Source organism: Arthrobacter sp. ISL-30 (assembly GCF_018613855.1).
Classification (GTDB): Bacteria; Actinomycetota; Actinomycetes; order Actinomycetales; family Micrococcaceae; genus Arthrobacter.
This window is the reverse complement of sequence record NZ_JAGGPK010000031.1, coordinates 1-15,228: the sequence shown is the minus strand read 5'-3', so window position 1 is coordinate 15,228 and position 15,228 is coordinate 1. Positions and strand designations below refer to the sequence as shown.

The 15,228-nt window shown below is 62.4% G+C and carries 13 protein-coding genes and 1 tRNA gene; 7 read left to right on the top strand and 7 right to left on the bottom strand.

Features of this window, described 5'->3' with window-relative positions; translation table 11 throughout:
* Positions 1 to 140: 140 nt before the first annotated feature.
* The 3 genes from J7E82_RS13485 (at position 141) to J7E82_RS13475 (ending at position 2,570) form a co-directional block, all read left to right on the top strand.
* Positions 141 to 635 (top strand): hypothetical protein, encoded by a 495-nt coding sequence (locus J7E82_RS13485; protein WP_214863486.1) that lies wholly within the window; start codon positions 141 to 143, stop codon positions 633 to 635.
* On the top strand, positions 628 to 1,167 hold the full coding sequence (locus tag J7E82_RS13480) for a GNAT family N-acetyltransferase (protein ID WP_308113817.1): 540 nt from the start codon (positions 628 to 630) through the stop codon (positions 1,165 to 1,167). Before J7E82_RS13485 ends, J7E82_RS13480 begins: the two co-directional genes overlap by 8 nt.
* Before the next feature lie 86 nt (positions 1,168 to 1,253).
* Complete coding sequence (locus J7E82_RS13475) at positions 1,254 to 2,570, top strand: FAD-binding oxidoreductase (protein ID WP_251041871.1); 1,317 nt, start codon at positions 1,254 to 1,256, stop codon at positions 2,568 to 2,570.
* Positions 2,571 to 2,573: 3 nt separating this feature from the next.
* Here J7E82_RS13475 and J7E82_RS13470 read toward each other — a convergent pair whose 3' ends face one another.
* The 5 genes from J7E82_RS13470 to J7E82_RS13450 form a co-directional block, all read right to left on the bottom strand.
* On the bottom strand, positions 2,574 to 3,986 hold the full coding sequence (locus J7E82_RS13470; RefSeq protein WP_214863482.1) for a DUF4032 domain-containing protein: 1,413 nt from the start codon (positions 3,984 to 3,986) through the stop codon (positions 2,574 to 2,576).
* Positions 3,983 to 5,623 (bottom strand): family 20 glycosylhydrolase, encoded by a 1,641-nt coding sequence (locus J7E82_RS13465; protein ID WP_214863480.1) that lies wholly within the window; start codon positions 5,621 to 5,623, stop codon positions 3,983 to 3,985. The genes J7E82_RS13470 and J7E82_RS13465 overlap by 4 nt, the downstream gene beginning before the upstream one ends.
* Before the next feature lie 128 nt (positions 5,624 to 5,751).
* Complete coding sequence (locus tag J7E82_RS13460) at positions 5,752 to 6,834, bottom strand: ABC transporter ATP-binding protein (protein ID WP_214863478.1); 1,083 nt, start codon at positions 6,832 to 6,834, stop codon at positions 5,752 to 5,754.
* Positions 6,835 to 7,050: 216 nt separating this feature from the next.
* Positions 7,051 to 7,860 (bottom strand): trehalose-phosphatase, encoded by an 810-nt coding sequence (otsB, locus tag J7E82_RS13455; RefSeq protein ID WP_214863476.1) that lies wholly within the window; start codon positions 7,858 to 7,860, stop codon positions 7,051 to 7,053.
* On the bottom strand, positions 7,850 to 9,355 hold the full coding sequence (locus J7E82_RS13450) for a trehalose-6-phosphate synthase (RefSeq protein WP_214863474.1): 1,506 nt from the start codon (positions 9,353 to 9,355) through the stop codon (positions 7,850 to 7,852). Before J7E82_RS13450 ends, otsB begins: the two co-directional genes overlap by 11 nt.
* 178 nt (positions 9,356 to 9,533) lie before the next feature.
* Between J7E82_RS13450 and J7E82_RS13445 the strand changes: the two genes are divergently transcribed.
* Both J7E82_RS13445 and J7E82_RS13440 read left to right on the top strand, forming a co-directional pair.
* Entirely contained in the window at positions 9,534 to 10,421 is an 888-nt protein-coding gene (locus J7E82_RS13445; protein WP_214863492.1) for a DsbA family protein, read from the top strand.
* 147 nt (positions 10,422 to 10,568) lie between these two features.
* Positions 10,569 to 10,642 (top strand) — tRNA-Thr (locus tag J7E82_RS13440).
* Between the two features lie 49 nt (positions 10,643 to 10,691).
* On the opposite strand, the gene J7E82_RS21045 is transcribed toward J7E82_RS13440, so the two are convergent.
* Both J7E82_RS21045 and J7E82_RS13435 read right to left on the bottom strand, forming a co-directional pair.
* Positions 10,692 to 10,820: a hypothetical protein gene (locus tag J7E82_RS21045; protein WP_285289733.1), complete on the bottom strand. Its 129-nt coding sequence runs from the start codon at positions 10,818 to 10,820 to the stop codon at positions 10,692 to 10,694.
* 18 nt (positions 10,821 to 10,838) lie between these two features.
* A complete protein-coding gene (locus J7E82_RS13435) occupies positions 10,839 to 12,101 on the bottom strand; it encodes an MFS transporter (protein ID WP_374223617.1) in 1,263 nt (420 codons plus the stop codon).
* 761 nt (positions 12,102 to 12,862) lie between these two features.
* Between J7E82_RS13435 and J7E82_RS13430 the strand changes: the two genes are divergently transcribed.
* Both J7E82_RS13430 and J7E82_RS13425 read left to right on the top strand, forming a co-directional pair.
* Positions 12,863 to 14,221 (top strand): beta-propeller fold lactonase family protein, encoded by a 1,359-nt coding sequence (locus J7E82_RS13430; protein WP_251041866.1) that lies wholly within the window; start codon positions 12,863 to 12,865, stop codon positions 14,219 to 14,221.
* A gap of 318 nt (positions 14,222 to 14,539) precedes the next feature.
* Complete coding sequence (locus tag J7E82_RS13425) at positions 14,540 to 15,004, top strand: DUF1643 domain-containing protein (protein WP_214863472.1); 465 nt, start codon at positions 14,540 to 14,542, stop codon at positions 15,002 to 15,004.
* Positions 15,005 to 15,228: the final 224 nt, after the last annotated feature.

The window sequence follows — 15,228 nt, the reverse complement described above, 5'->3', positions numbered from 1 at the left end:
AGAGTAGGACACCGCCGGACATACATTAGAGCAGGCCCCCGACGAGGAACGTCGGGGGCCTTGCTGTTTAACGGGCTTGCTGTTTAACGGGCGTCCCACCCAGCGAATCCACTTCGAAAGCGCCGGTAAGGTAGTTCGATATGGACAACCTTTTTAGTCACCCCGAGGCGGACCCGCAGCATGGAAAGGCCGCCCTGGCTGACCTTGAGCCCGTGGTGTACACGGTGGTGGTGCCGGCGCCGGTTTCCCACGCCTTCATGGGCTTCACGGACCATCCCCACCTGTGGTGGCCGATGGATCAGCACAGCGTCTACGGTGCCGGTTCCCATGTTGAATTCGAAGAGAACTTGATCCTGGAAACGGCCGACGATGGCCGAACCTCCGTCTGGGGAACTATTGATGACTGGGAGCCGCCGCTGTCCTTTCACGCGGACTGGTACCCGGGAAGCACCGCACTCTGGTCCACTGAAATCCGAGTTGCCTTCAGGGCGGTCGATGAAGGGACGGAGGTCCGGTTGGTGCATCAAGGGTGGGAGGGGGCTGAGAACCCCGCCCAGTTGCGCGCTGATTATGAAGCCGACTGGCCCGGCATCCTGGATTGCTATGTGAGGTTCATGGGCGGTAGCCGTGCCTAGGATTCGCCGCCTTGTCCCTCAGGACTGGGCGCTTCTCAGGGACGTCAGGCTGGAGATGATTGCCGATACTCCCATGGCCTATATCGAGAGCCTCGCGTCCGCCCGCCGCCAGACCGAGACGCAATGGCAGGCACGGGCAGGGACCATGTCCGGCCCGGACAGCATCACGCTGGTAGCGGATGACGGAACGGAAGGCAGCAGGTTCTGCGGCCTTATGCGGGTCGTTTTGAGGCACCCGCATGCGCCTGGAACCCCGCTACAGGCCGTGCTCAGCAGCGTCTATGTGGCTCCTGAACGCAGAGGCCTGGGCCTGGCTGACAACCTGATCGACGCCGCCAAGGAGGCGGCCGTCGAGCTCGGCGCTGAAGTCCTGGAGCTCGGAGTGCACGAGGAAAACGATCGGGCAAAACGCTTCTATCAACGGCACGGGTTCAGCCTCAACGGTGCCAGCAGAAGCTATCCTCAGCACAAGTCCAAGAGGGAACTCCTGATGGAATGCAAATTGCCCGAAGCCCCAAAGGAATCTCGATGACTGAAACCCGGCCGATCGCCACAGGTGCTGCAAACAGCCAGTTCCTGGCTACGCTCCAGTCCGGGCTGACTCCTCGGCAGATATCAATGGATGACTCCGTCAGGTCCGCTTACGCGGTTGACCAGGCACCCATCCTCGATTTCCACCTGCCACTAGCCGTGGTGTGGGCGGAAACGGTTGAGGACGTCCAGCACGTTGTTCGCAGCTGCGCTGCCCATGGTGTTCCGATCGTAGCGCGCGGCGCAGGCACTGGCGTCTCCGGCGGAGCACACGCTACAGAGGGTTCGCTGGTGCTGAGCCTTGAACGCATGAACCGCATCCTGGAGCTCAACCCCGACGACGAAACCGCCGTCGTCGAACCCGGCGTGATCAACGCCGAGTTGAACGCGGCAGCCGCCGAACACGGGCTGATGTATGCGCCGGATCCAGCCAGTTTCAAGACCTCCACTATTGGCGGCAACGTGGCAACCAACGCTGGCGGGCTGCGCTGCGCCAAGTACGGCGTTACTCGGGATTCCATTCTGGCGCTGGATGTAGTTCTGGCGGACGGATCACTGATCCATACAGGCCACAAGACGTTCAAGGGAGTGGCGGGCTACGACCTGACGGCACTCTTCGTGGGCTCGGAGGGCACCCTCGGGATTGTGGTGGGCGTGACCGTACGGCTCAAATACCTTCCGCCCGAAGTCCATACAGTGGCGGCTTTCTATCCGGACTTCCGCGGGGCGGCAGCCGGCGTGCTGGCGGTCGGACGTGCAAGGGTGCAGCCGGCCATTATGGAAATGCTCGACGGCGGGACGCTCGCCCAGCTGGACCTGCTGCACGGATCGGACCTCAGCTCCAGGGGAAGTGCACTGCTGCTGGTCCAGACCGATGGTTTTGGTGCGGCTGCGGAAGCCGACGTCGTTCGGGCGGTTCTTGCCGCCGGGGGAGCAGTGGTCACGAAAGAGGCCAGCGCAGAGGCCGAACGGCTCGTTGAGCTCCGACGGCATAGCCGCGGCGCAGAGGTCGACGACGAATACCGGGTGGGCGAGGACGTCGCGGTTCCGCGTTCCAGGCTGGTGGATTACGTGGCCGGACTTGAATCGATCGCCACGGCCCGCAGCGTGAGCCTTAAAGTCGTAGCCCACGCCGGCGACGGTAACCTGCACCCGACCTTTTGGGTGGAGCGCATAGACGCCATGGTCGACGACGATGCATTGTCCAGGCTCAACAGCGCCCTGGACGATTCCGTCACGCTGGCGCTGGAGATGGGCGGCACGATCACTGGCGAGCACGGCGTGGGGCAGTACAAGCTGCGCTGGCTCGGCCTGGAGCAGCCCGAGCCGGTGCGCGAGCTTCAGCGCAGGATCAAGGACCTGTTCGATCCCGCGGGACTCCTGAATCCGGGAAAGGCGATCTGAGGTTCAGTCGTCTGAGTCCGGGTATTCCTCGATTTCGTCGTAGCGTGACTCCTCGGTCTCCGCATCGAGGATCTTCAGCATTGCCGTGTCAGGGTTGAGCATGATGGCGGCCTCGTCGCGGCGGTGGCGCAACACCGAGTCGATGTAGGATTGGACCGCTTCTGCCAAGGGGATATGGCGGTCCTGCTTCTCTGTCATGTACCAGCGGTGTTCCAGTACTTCATGGACCACTTCGGCAGGCTCCAGCTTTCCGGCAAGGTCGCGAGGAATGGCCCGCACGATCGGCTCGAAGATTTGGCTGACCCACACGTGGGCGCTGATCTCTTCGTCCAGGTCCGGGTTGTTGTCCGCGCGGAAGGAGTCCATGTCGTTCAGGAGCCGGCGGGCCTGATTTTCCTGGGCATCGATGCCGGTGAGGCGGAGCAGGCGCCGCTGGTGGTGCCCGGCGTCGACGACCTTGGGCTGAAGCTGGATGGTGGAACCGTCCGCCGTGGTCTTAATGGCATATTCTTCAACGTCGAAGCCGAGTTCATTGAGCCGCCGGATGCGGGCATTGACCCGCCACCGTTCACCGAGTTCGAAGGATTCCTTCTCTGTCAGCTCCGCCCACAGGCGACGGTAGCTGTCCATGATGAGCTCACTGGTAGCCACCGGATCAACCTTGTCCTCGATGAGGCCACCGTCCAAGAGGTCCATGAGCTCGCCGGCAATGTTGACCCTCGCGATTTCGAGATCGTACTCGCGCTGGCCGGTGGAGAGGTCCGGATAGAGTTCGCCCGTTTCAGCGTCCACCAGGTAGGCGGCAAAGGCTCCTGCGTCGCGCCTGAACAGCGTGTTGGACAGGGAAACATCGCCCCAGTAGAACCCGATAAGGTGCAGCCGAACCAGCAGGAGCGCCTGGGCGTCGATCAGGCGCGTCAGGGTGTCCCTGCGCAGCATCTGTGAGAACAGGGCACGGTACGGCATGGAGAACTTCAGGTGGCGCGTCACGAGCACTGGGTTGAGCGGCTTGCCGTCGGGGGTTGTCCGGCCAGTGATGACGGCCACCGGCTCGACGCACGGCACGTCCAGCCGCGCAAGCTTACGCAGCATGTGGTACTCGTGCCGAGCAACATGTTCCGAGGTTTCCTTGATGGCGATGACCGAACCGCCAAGGTGCGCAAACCGAACAATGTGGCGGGAGATACCTCGGGGGAGCGCCGCAAGGTTTTCCGCGGGCCAATCCTCCAGCGCAATATGCCAGGGAAGGTCCAGCAACTCAGGGTCGGTTGCCGCCGCGGTGATGTTGAGGGACCCTATGACGCTGGCAGGAGGGGCTGAATCCTTGGCGCTGGCCGCTTCCGTACGCGGCAGCTTGCCAATCTGCTCGTAGTCGGTGGGTTCGTCATGCCACTGGGCTGCGGATTGTTCGGTCATGGCTCAATTCTTCCGTACGCGGGGTCAGCTCGCCTAAACAGTTTCGGGTAGCCGGGCGGCAGCGGGACGGCCCATTCGACGTCGGGCGCCGGCTGGAACGTGACGCCCTGGCGGGTGAGGCGTCCGGCGAAGGCACCAAGCCGGCGTCGGAAGTCTTCTACGTGCCTCGCGGCCTGCGCCGTCCAGCCGACCTCCGCGACGGAAATAGCGCGCGGATACATCAGCCAGGCCGCCTGGTCGTTCCCGCGAACGGTTTCGGTCCACAGGAGGGCCTCGACGCCCAGGATGTGCTCCTCCATGATGCCGAAGGCAGCTGGGTCCCAGCCGTAGTATTCGGCCCAGGTGAAGGGGCCGCCTTCCACCCATTCAAGTCCAATCGGGCTTGCGGAATCATATTTCTGGTCAAGGTAGGTGTGGGCGGCGGGCGACATGATGACTTGCGCCCCGGACTGGGCCTGCCGGCGCACCGCGCCGAGGCTGCCATGCCAGTACTGGATTACCGCACCGTTCGGAAGCTCGGCGTCGGCGTATTCGTTCCAGCCGATCACCGTCTTCCCCAGTCCGGCCACCATTCGGCTGAACTCGGCAACCATCTTGAGGTAGTCGCTGTGTAGGGTGACCTCGGCTTCGTCGCCGCCAATGTGCAGATACGGGCCGGGCGTGATCTCGGCCAGCTGGGCAAGGACCTCGCGCACGAACTCGTAGGTGGCAGGGTTGTGGGCCTCAAGGGTGGAGTAGCCCACTGCGCCGGTGCTGTTCGTTGCCTTGGCTGCGCCGTCTGTGTTGAGCTGCGGAACGGCGGCAAGGGCCGCGTTGACATGCCCCGGGACGTCAATCTCCGGCACGAGAAGCACGTTCCTGGCCGCTGCATAATCTGACAGTTCCCGGAGATCGGCCTTTGTATAGAAGCCGGGCAGGCCGGGCGGGAGTCCGGCTTCAGGATGGTCGACGGCGCCTGCTCCGCCTACCCGGCTAAGGTTTCGATAGTCGATTCCGGACGGGTTGGGGGTGGGATTGTCCAGCTCAATACGCCAGGCCTGGTCGTCGGTCAAGTGCAGGTGCAAGGCGTTCAGCTTGAACTGGCTCATGGTGTCGATCTGCCACTTCACGTCCTCAACCGGAAAGAAGGACCGCGCCACATCCAGCATGATGCCCCGGTACTGGAACCTCGGGCCGTCCACGATATCGACCCCCGGGATCTTCCAGTGGCTGCCCTGCGCCGGGTGGGTCCCATTGGACTGCGCTACTTGCGATCGTGGCGTGGCTGGCACCGATTCGATGTCGGCGGGAAACAATTGCCTCAGCGTCTGAATGCCGTTGTAAAGGCCTGCGGGCGTTGGGGCTGAAATGAGGACGCCCTGCCGTCTAACAGCAAGGGTGTAATGTTCGGGGCCGCTGCCGGTTGACTCCTTGAGCTCGAGGGTGACGTTCCCCTGCTGCTGGTCCTCGTGCTGCTCCTCGAAGGCGATGGGCAAAGGGAAACCGGTCGGCCTTCGCAGCAGCAAGGCGAGAAGTCCGGCCGGCCCGTGCGCTTCGGGATGAGCGATGATGGTGGCCCCCGGTCCCAGCTCAAACACTTCCTCCGGAACTACAGTGACCGCCAATGGCCGTGGGATCACAAGCTCGGCAGGGTGCACAGGGACTCCTTAGGGGCGGCAGCGAGGGGGGCAAGTTAAAGAACTGCTGGCCGGGTTGCCGAGATCGAATGTCTCGGCAACCCGGCCAGCTGCATGTCCGTCGGGACGTGCCTTGGGAACTAGTTCGACTAGGCGCCCAGGCGCAGGCCCGTCTTGGTGTCGAACAGGTGCACGTGGCCGGACTGCGGGCGGACCCAGATGGATTCACCCTTCATCGGAGGACGGCGGCCGTCGACGCGTGCCACGATGTCGTGGCTCTTGCCATCAAGGATGGTGTGGCCGTAGACGTAGGCGTCAGCACCCAGTTCCTCGACGACGTCGACCTCAACCTGGAGGCCTTCGCCCTTGGGAGCGGTTTCGAGGTCCTCCGGACGGCTGCCGAGCGTAACCGTGCGGCCGTGTGCCTCTTCGAGGACATCGTGCTGGACCGGGTAGACCGTACCGCCGAACTGGACACCGCCGTCGACGACGGGCAGTTCCAGCAGGTTCATGGCCGGGGAACCGATGAAGCCTGCGACGAAGACGTTCTGCGGCTTGTCGTAGAGGTTGCGCGGGGTGTCGACCTGCTGCAGCAGACCGTCCTTGAGGACAGCAACGCGGTCACCCATGGTCATGGCCTCGACCTGGTCGTGCGTCACGTAAACGGTGGTGACGCCCAGGCGGCGGGTCAGGGACGCAATCTGGGTACGGGTCTGTACACGAAGCTTGGCGTCCAGGTTGGACAGCGGCTCGTCCATGAGGAAGACCTGCGGGTTACGGACGATTGCACGGCCCATGGCAACACGCTGGCGCTGACCACCGGAGAGAGCCTTCGGCTTGCGGTCGAGGTACTGCTCAAGGTCCAGAAGCTTGGCTGCTTCGCGAACTCGCTCTGCACGCTCCTCCTTGGAGACGCCAGCGATCTTCAGCGCGAAGCCCATGTTGTCCGCAACACTCATGTGCGGGTAGAGAGCGTAGTTCTGGAAGACCATTGCGATGTCGCGGTCCTTCGGCGGAACATCGGTGACATCGCGGTCACCAATCAGGATCCGGCCGGCGTTGACGTCCTCAAGGCCCGCAAGCATGCGCAGGGAGGTGGACTTACCGCAACCGGAGGGTCCGACGAGGACCAGGAATTCGCCATCGGCGATGTCGATGTTGAGCTTATCGACGGCGGGCTTATCTGTGCCCGGGTACAGACGCGTAGCGTTATCAAAAGTAACTGTTGCCACAGTTATCAATCCCTTCACCGGCAGGTACGTGCCGGACGATCCGTTGTGAATGGTTCATTTTCTTCAGTTATATTCCCCGGCAGATCCGCAGAAGCGGAAAAGGCCGGGGAACATCGCGTGACGCCGCACGGTTCTTGTGCGCCACATCACAAAGAAGAGTATGTCAGATGTCTTCCTTATTGATGCAAATGTTACAGAGATCACATGTGACTTGCGTTATTGGATGGCGCGTGTTCTTTCGCGAAGCAGCGCTTCCAGCAGTTCTGCGACATGCACCGGGGCTTCGACGCGGAACTTCGCCTGGGTGAACTCCAGCCCCACTTTGACGCCCAGATCCGAGGGTGTGAGCCTGCTGAGGGCGTCCTCGTCAGTAACGTCATCCCCCGCGAACACCAGCGCCGTTGCGCCCGTTGCCTGGCGGAGGAATGTGACGCCTTCGCCCTTGGAGGCGTGCACTACCGAGGTCTCGAGTACGCGCTTGCCGTTCTTGAGGAACACCCCGGGAAAGCCCTCAAGGGTTTCGCGGGCGGCTGCCTCCGCGTCCTCGGCCACGTCGTCGTCGGCAAGGCGGGTGTGGAGGACGACGCCGGCGGGCTTCTCTTCAAGGAGCGTCCCCGGAGCCTGCTCGACGATCTCCTGCAGGACTGCCCGGACGTCGGCGAGGCGCTGCAATTGATCAGCGTCCAGCTGAAGTTCCGGGGAGCCCGGTCCGAGCCAGGCTTCTGCGCCATGACTTCCGATGAGCAGCGTTTCGGGCGGGGGCGAGGCGACCGCCCGCAGACTTGCCAGGGCCCGCCCCGAGATGAGTGCCGTCGTCGTCCGCGGGAGGGTGGCCAGGGCCGCGAAGGCGGCCGCCGAACGGGGGAGGGGGCGTGCGTCCTCGGCGTGGTCCACAATGGGCGAAATGGTGCCGTCGAAATCCATGGCAACCAGGAGGTGCTCCGTCGACGCTACCCGGCGCACGGCGTCGAGCAGTTCGGGTGACAGGGCAAGCGGCGTGGGTGCGGAATGTCCGTCAGGAGTCATCACGCACCACCTTTTCGCCGAGGGCTGCGAGGAACTCGGCCGACCAGTGATCGACGTCGTGGTCCAGGATTTGCTTCCGCATGGCCTTCATGCGCCGGGACGCTTCCTTGGGCGGAAGATTAACTGCCCTCATGATCGCACTCTTGAGTCCGTCAATATCATGCGGATTCACCAAGAGGGCCTGCTTCAACTGATCCGCTGCGCCAGCAAACTCACTGAGGACGAGTGCGCCACTGCCATCCGTCCGCGCGGTGACGTATTCCTTGGCGACGAGGTTCATGCCATCCCGAAGGGCCGTGACAAGCATGACGTCGGCCGCGAGGTACAGGGCCACCATCTCCTCAACAGGGTAGCTGTGATGCAGGTATCTCACGGCGGTGTTCTGGATGGTGTCGTAGGTCCCGTTGATATGGCCCACGGTTCCCTCGACCTCCTCGCGCAGGAGCCGGTATTGCTCCACTCGCTCCCTGCTGGGGCTCGCTACCTGGATGAGGGTGGCGTCTTCGACCTTGAGGCTGCTGTCATGGAGGAGTTCTTCATAGGCCTTCAGGCGGTGCCCGATGCCCTTGGTGTAGTCGAGGCGGTCTACGCCGAGCAGGATGGTCTTCGGATTGCCCAGGTCCTGGCGGATCTGGCGGGCCCGCTCGATGATCTCCGGCTTGGAGGCAAGATCGCTAATCTGGGCCACGTCGATCGAAATGGGGAAGGCGCGCGCCCGGGCGACATGGATGACGTGGCCGTCCTGGCCCTTCACATGGATCTGCTGCTGCTTTACGGTGGCCCCGGCGAAGCGCCGGGCGGAGCGCATGAAGTTGGCCGCATCGCTAGGGCGCTGGAATCCCACAAGGTCTGAACCAAGGAGGCCTTCAATGATTGCCTGGCGCCAGGGCAGCTGGGCAAAGATTTCAGGGGGCGGAAACGGGATGTGGTTGAAGAAGCCGACCTTCAGGTCCGGCCGGGCCTCGCGCAACATGCGGGGGACCAGTTGCAGCTGGTAGTCCTGGACCCAGATCGTGGCGCCTTCTGCGGCGTAGCGCACCACGGCGTCGGCGAATTTTCGATTGACGTTGCGGTAGGAATCCCACCAGGTGCGATGGAACTCCGGCGGGGCAATTACGTCGTGGTAGAGCGGCCAGAGAGTCGCATTTGAGAAACCTTCGTAATACAGCTCAACGTCATCGGTGCTGAGCTGGACCGGAACAAGGTCCATGCCGTCGTGGCTGAACGGGCGAACGGTCTCGTCCGGCGCGCCATGCCAGCCCACCCAGGCGCCGTCGGTTTTTGTCATCATCGGCGCCAGTGCGGTCACTAGTCCGCCGGGAGATCGCCGCCAGCCCTCGCTGTTGCCGCCGTTGCGTTCCGACGTGCTGCAGCGGTCTACGGGGAGGCGGTTGGACACCACCATGAAGTCGTATTCCGCCGTTGTGGAATGGTGCTTCCGGACAGGCTCATCTCCCGACTCGGTCTTGAGTTGTTCGCTTGCCGGTAACTGCATTACTGCTCCCTGGGTTTGCTGTGACTCATCTCCCACCCTATCCGGCTGGAATCTTGCGAGCCATTCGCTCGTTGGGTGGAAGAACGTTGGTTGAAGGGCCAAGCTCCCAGTTTTCTCCCCTAAACTGGGCCTGTTGCCCCTGACCGCAATGCACGACGTCGATCGACACGAGGAATTGATGAGCCCCGCAAACGAACAGCGCCTGTCCAAGGCCGAGCGCACAGCCCAGGCCCGCGAAAAGGCCCGCGAAATCCGTGAAGCCCAGCTCAAGAAAGACAAGCGAAACAAGCTGTTGATCGGCTGGGGCATCGTGGTGGCCGTTGTTGCCATCCTGGCAATCGTGGCGCTTGTCGTTACCTCCAGCATTCGGGACAGCGCGCCTGTTGCTGACCAGGGTCCGACGCCGGCAAACGGCAACGTGCATGGCGGTGTCACTCTCCTGGCAAATACAGAGGTCGCGAAATCTGAGCCAACAACCGTCAACGTGGCTGATGTTCCGAGCCCCGCAGCCTCGGCGCCTGCAGAAATCACGGCACCGGGGGCCGAAGCCGAGGCCGGCAAGCCAGTCAAGGTTGTGGCCTACATCGACTTCATCTGCCCGGTCTGCAAGAGGTTCGAAGATACCTACGGTGAGACCCTTACGAAGCTGCGCAATGAAGGCAAGATCACCGTGGAGTACCGTGCCCTTGGATTCCTGGATACCCGCTCCACCACCAACTACTCTTCCCGTGCCGCTAACGCCGCCGCTTGTGTAGTGGACTCGTCCCCGGACAAGTACAAGGCTTTCATTGACCTCCTGTTCGAACGCCAGCCTGCCGAAGGCGGGCCCGGCATTTCCGACAACGACCTCAAGAAGATGGGCACGGAGGTCGGCGCCAATATCGACTCCTGCATCGACGAGAAGAAGTTCCGTCCGTATGTGAAGGTGGCAACGCAGGAAGCTTCCGCTATCGGCGTCAGCGGAACGCCGACCGTTCTCGTCGACGGCAAGCAGTGGGGCAAGGGCGACAGCGCCAACATCGACTTCCCTGAGTACCTGCAGTCCGTGATCGACGCCAAGAAGTAGCAGCCGGCGTCGTGCACCATAGCGGCCTGGTTCCGGGAAATCCTTCGGAACCGGGCCACTACTGTCTGTACGGCAATTTCCGTGACGGTACCGTCCTGGGCTACCCTTATTAGCGTTCCTTTAGGCGAAAACTCGCCGCGGGCACATGCCTCCTTAGCTCAGTTGGCCAGAGCACCTGTCTTGTAAACAGGGGGTCGCCGGTTCGAATCCGGCAGGGGGCTCCGGTAAGACTCTGACCTGCGGCTTTAGTCTCGGGCAGGTGGCCGGGGGCTATTTCAGCGCAGCACGGGTGTCCAGCGGAACGTCTTGAGCGTCACCCATTCGTAGCAGATTGCCGTTGGCTTTCCTCGCGGGGTCAGCCGGCCCGGTCGCATCTGCCTCGCCGGGATTCAGGGCCATTTCCTGCCTCCGTTGCACTTAGGCTGTTTGCATTTTTTGTCGGCCCGCCACCCGGGCTGGAGATTTGGGGAGGAAACGGCCAATGAATGCTGCCGTTGTCGCGCCTAACAAGGACATGAGGAGCCAGGGAGCGAATGCAGTAATTGCCGGCGCGGTGGCGAGTTCGTAGAGCGGGGCAAGAGCTGTGTTCCCGATGACGACGGCGAGCCCTCCGGCGCTGGCCAGCAATCCGTAATATGCACCGGTGGGACGCCCGGCGGAAAACTCCAGTACCAGCCCCATCGCCATGGGCATCACGCACATGTTCCCGAGGGCAAGACCTGTTACTAGCAAGATGGCCGGCAGTATTTGGAGCCCGCGTGGCGGAGGGAAGACGGCCATTGCCGCGAGGGAAGCGAAGCCGAGGGCCTGCAATGAAAAGCCGAGGGGCAGCGCTATTTTCGGTCCGGCTTTTCGCATGAGCCGGGCTATCGGCCACTGGAGGGTGATGGTAAGGACAGACGCGTAGGCAAAGATGATTGCCAGGGAATGGACTCCTGCGCCGCTGCGTTCCAGTTCCACCGGGAGGCCGAAATACAGTTGGTTGGCCGCCAGGAGATTGAAGCTATAAAAGGCTGCGAACGCGATGAACTTTTTCTCCCTAAGGCAGGACCAAAGGCCCGACGACGGCGAATGGTCGGGCGGTTCGGCTGAAGTCTTGGGGGCTTGGGGCAGGGGCTTTGGCAGGAAGAGCCAGAAGACTAGCGCCATGACGGCAAAGACGGCGGACCCTGCCAGCAGGGAAGTGTCAAAGCCCGTATTGAGTAGCAGGGATCCTAGCAGCGGACCAACAACGGCACCTATTTCGCCACAGACCACCAGCAAGGCAAAGAGCGTTGATCCTTGGTTTTTCCGTTCGGCACCGCTGTGAGTGGCGTCGTCTTGGGCGGTGTGGCGCTGGGCGGCAGAGCCAACGAGGCTTTGCAGTGCAGGTGAAAACAGTGCACCACCAATGCCTGTGACGACGGCGCCGAGTAGGAAGAGCGGGAAGTCCGCGGCCCAGGCCAGAAGGAGGAAGCCGGCGATCCGTACCAGGCAACCCGTGATCATCGACTGCCGTGCTCCCCATCGGTCTGCAAGCGCCCCGCCGAATAGGAACAGGCCCTGCTGGGCAAACGTGCGCGCGCCAAGGACGATCCCGATTGCTATCGCGCCCATGCCGAAGTCGTTCCGCATGGCTACTGCGAGGAACGGGACTACAGCGAAGAAGCCGATGTTGAAGATGAGTTGGCTGGCAAGCAGCAGCTGCGGAGCGGGTTCAACTCCCAGGGCGTCGGCCGGTAACTTTCAGGCGCGACTTCCGCGCCGCCGTCGGCCTCATCTATCGCTCCCGAGTGGGAGGGGCAGGGAACATGATGGATCCTTAGACTCAGAACTGGGGATGCCCTGATCTTATCAAGAATCATTCGCAATAACGTGAGCAGTCGTCACTAGGTCGCACAGCGGGCTTGAGGAGTAGCTAAAGATATGAAGCTCGGGGATGGGCTGTGATGGGCTTCGAGATGCATGTGGGAGTGCCTTCCGGGCGGAAGGCACTCCCGGCTTAGGTGTGCTCAATATCTGGACCGGGCTGTTCGAAGCAGCTGCATTAGTTTGGACGCGCCGAACGGCATGGTGCTGGCGGCTGAGAGTTCACGTTGATCGGTAGCTGGAATTGAGCAGCGGGTGTCAATTTTGGTCTGCAACTCGATACATGATGGCCCGGTGAATCGTGAGCGACTAAAGCGCCAATAGATGGGCAACCGCCGGCTCTCTCGGACCCAAGGAAACAGGTAGTGCCAGCCCAAAAGACAGGTACCGTCTACTGGTGACCGTAGGTTTGCCTGGTCTATAAACTCCGGATTGAGCCGTTATTTCGGCCAACCGTTATGGGGGTGTCTGCCGGCACCCGTTGGTCTCGGCGCCGCGCCGTGACAATTACCGTGCGTCATTGATGGCAGGTCATCTTCCGCAAGGGCGCATGAATGCGACACTACACACTTCGCTCTCCGCAGGAGGATCTGATGCGGTTCTTAACAGGGTTGTCCCGGCGACACCAGGGGCGGCGTTCCGCCCCCGGCAACAAAGAACCGGGCGCCGGCAAACGCCGGTTCCGCCGGGGTAGACCCGATTCTCTCCTGTTCCGGCGGGGTGCGGCCATCATCAGCACGATCCTGGCGGCGCTCATGCTGGTCGGCAATATCCCCGCAACCGCTGCAGGCATGGTGACCTCCACGATCCCGGTCGGGTCGCTTCCGGCAGGTGTTGCGTTCACCCCGGACGGGTCGACAGCCTACGTCACCAACACCGGCTCGGACACGGTGTCGGTCATCGATGTGGCGTCCGGCACGGTGACCTCCACGATCCCGGTCGGGCCGGGTCCGAACGGTGTTGCGTTCACCCCGGACGGGTCGACAGCCTACGTCACCAACTGGGGTTCCGACACGGTGTCGGTCATCGATGTGGCGTTGGGCACGGTGACCTCCGCGATCCCGCTCGGGTCGAATCCGGTCCGTGTTGCGTTCACCCCGGACGGGTCGACAGCCTACGTCACCCACACCGGTTCCGACACGGTGTCGGTCATCACTGTGGCGTCGGGCACGGTGACCTCCACGATCCCGGTCGGGTCGGGTCAGGTCGGTGTTGCGTTCACCCCGGACGGGTCGACAGCCTACGTCACCCACACCGCTTCCGACACGGTGTCGGTCATCGATGTGGCGTCGGGCACGGTGACCTCCACGATCACGGTCGGGTCGGAACCGGTCGGTGTTGCGTTCACTCCGGACGGGTCGACAGCCTACGTCACCAACAACGGTTTCAGAACGGTGTCGGTCATCGATGTGGCGTCGGCCACGGTGACCTCCACGATCACGGTCGGGTCGCATCCGCTCGGTGTCGCGTTCACCCCGGACGGATCGACAGCCTACGTCACCAACGACGGTTCCAACTCGGTGTCGGTCATTTCTGTGGTGTCGGGCACGGTGACCTCCACGATCCCGGCCGGGTCGAATCCGACCGGTGTTGCGTTCACCCCGGACGGGTCGACAGCCTACGTCATCAACTACGGTTCCAACACGGTGTCGGTCATCGATGTGAACTCGGCACCCCCGGTGTTCACCGCGGACACACCACCGACCAAAGCGACCACGCGTGTCGCCTACAGCTACACGTTCACAGCCACGGGTGACCCGGCCCCGACCTTCTACGTGTCCTCCGGTGCACTGCCCGCAGGGCTGAGCCTGGACTCCAGCACGGGGGTCCTTTCCGGAACCCCGACCAAGGCCGGCAAGGCAACGTTTACGGTGACCGCCACCAACGGAGTCAGCCCCAACGCGGTCACCTCACGCATCACGATCACCGTAACCAAGGGCAAGGTCCGCTGAGCATGAAGATGTCTGGTTCGCCGTCCGGTGAAGGATCGTCTTGCGGGCGCCAACGGTAACCCCAAATGAGCCGTCCTCGCGATCGGTGCGAACGGGCGGTCCAAGCTCGAACTATGCGCGCGACGCTACTTTTGATGGAGTGGTCGGCTCTAGCTGAAGAGGACCATTAGGCGATAAGAACGCGTGAATAATTCCAGCACCGGAACGAGAACGGTAGGCCGTGGATGGGGGGAGTATATGAGCAATGAGTTGTACCCGTCGTTCAGGGGAGGGCCTCTCCGGTCATCGGCCGTTGTCGGAGGCCCCTATAGATACGAGTTGACCCGACACTGGGTTGAATCGGACAACCAGTCGATGCTTACCGTCATCATGCTGAATCCCTCGATCGCGGATGCAACACATGACGACCCCACCCTTCGCCGGTGCACAGGACTCGCAAAAGCGGCTGGAGCGGAGGCCCTGCGGGTCGTGAACCTCTTCGCACTTCGCAGCACGGACCCTGACTCTCTTGCCAGCGCCGACGATCCGATTGGACCACTGAACGATAAGTACATCCTCGCCGCCGTTGAGGAAAGCGATCGAATCGTCGCAGCCTGGAGCGCCCATCCGGTTGCTTCTCGCCGGGCAGAGGCCGTCTACGAGCTGCTTCGGAAGGGGGATGTCTTCCTGGAGTGCTGGGAAACAACAAAGGATGGTCATCCACGCCATCCGCTCTATGTGCGCAATTTGACTCGGCTTCAACCGTGGGTGCCGAGTGGCCAGATGTTCAAAAGGAATCACTGATTAGCCACCCCAGGGCTAGCTTGAACTGGATAGGGGTGGGGGTTATAGCCGCAAAACAGACGGCCGCGCACAGAAACGTGGATATTGCCTGGTATTCATCTCAGGCTCGGGCACATGGCTGATTGGACTGGCTGAGCCCGAGCCCTTCGCTTAGGTGGCAGTCCTCGTCGGACTTCATATAACAGTTGCCCGGTGCAGGTAGTGTGTTAGCGGCCATGAAAAAC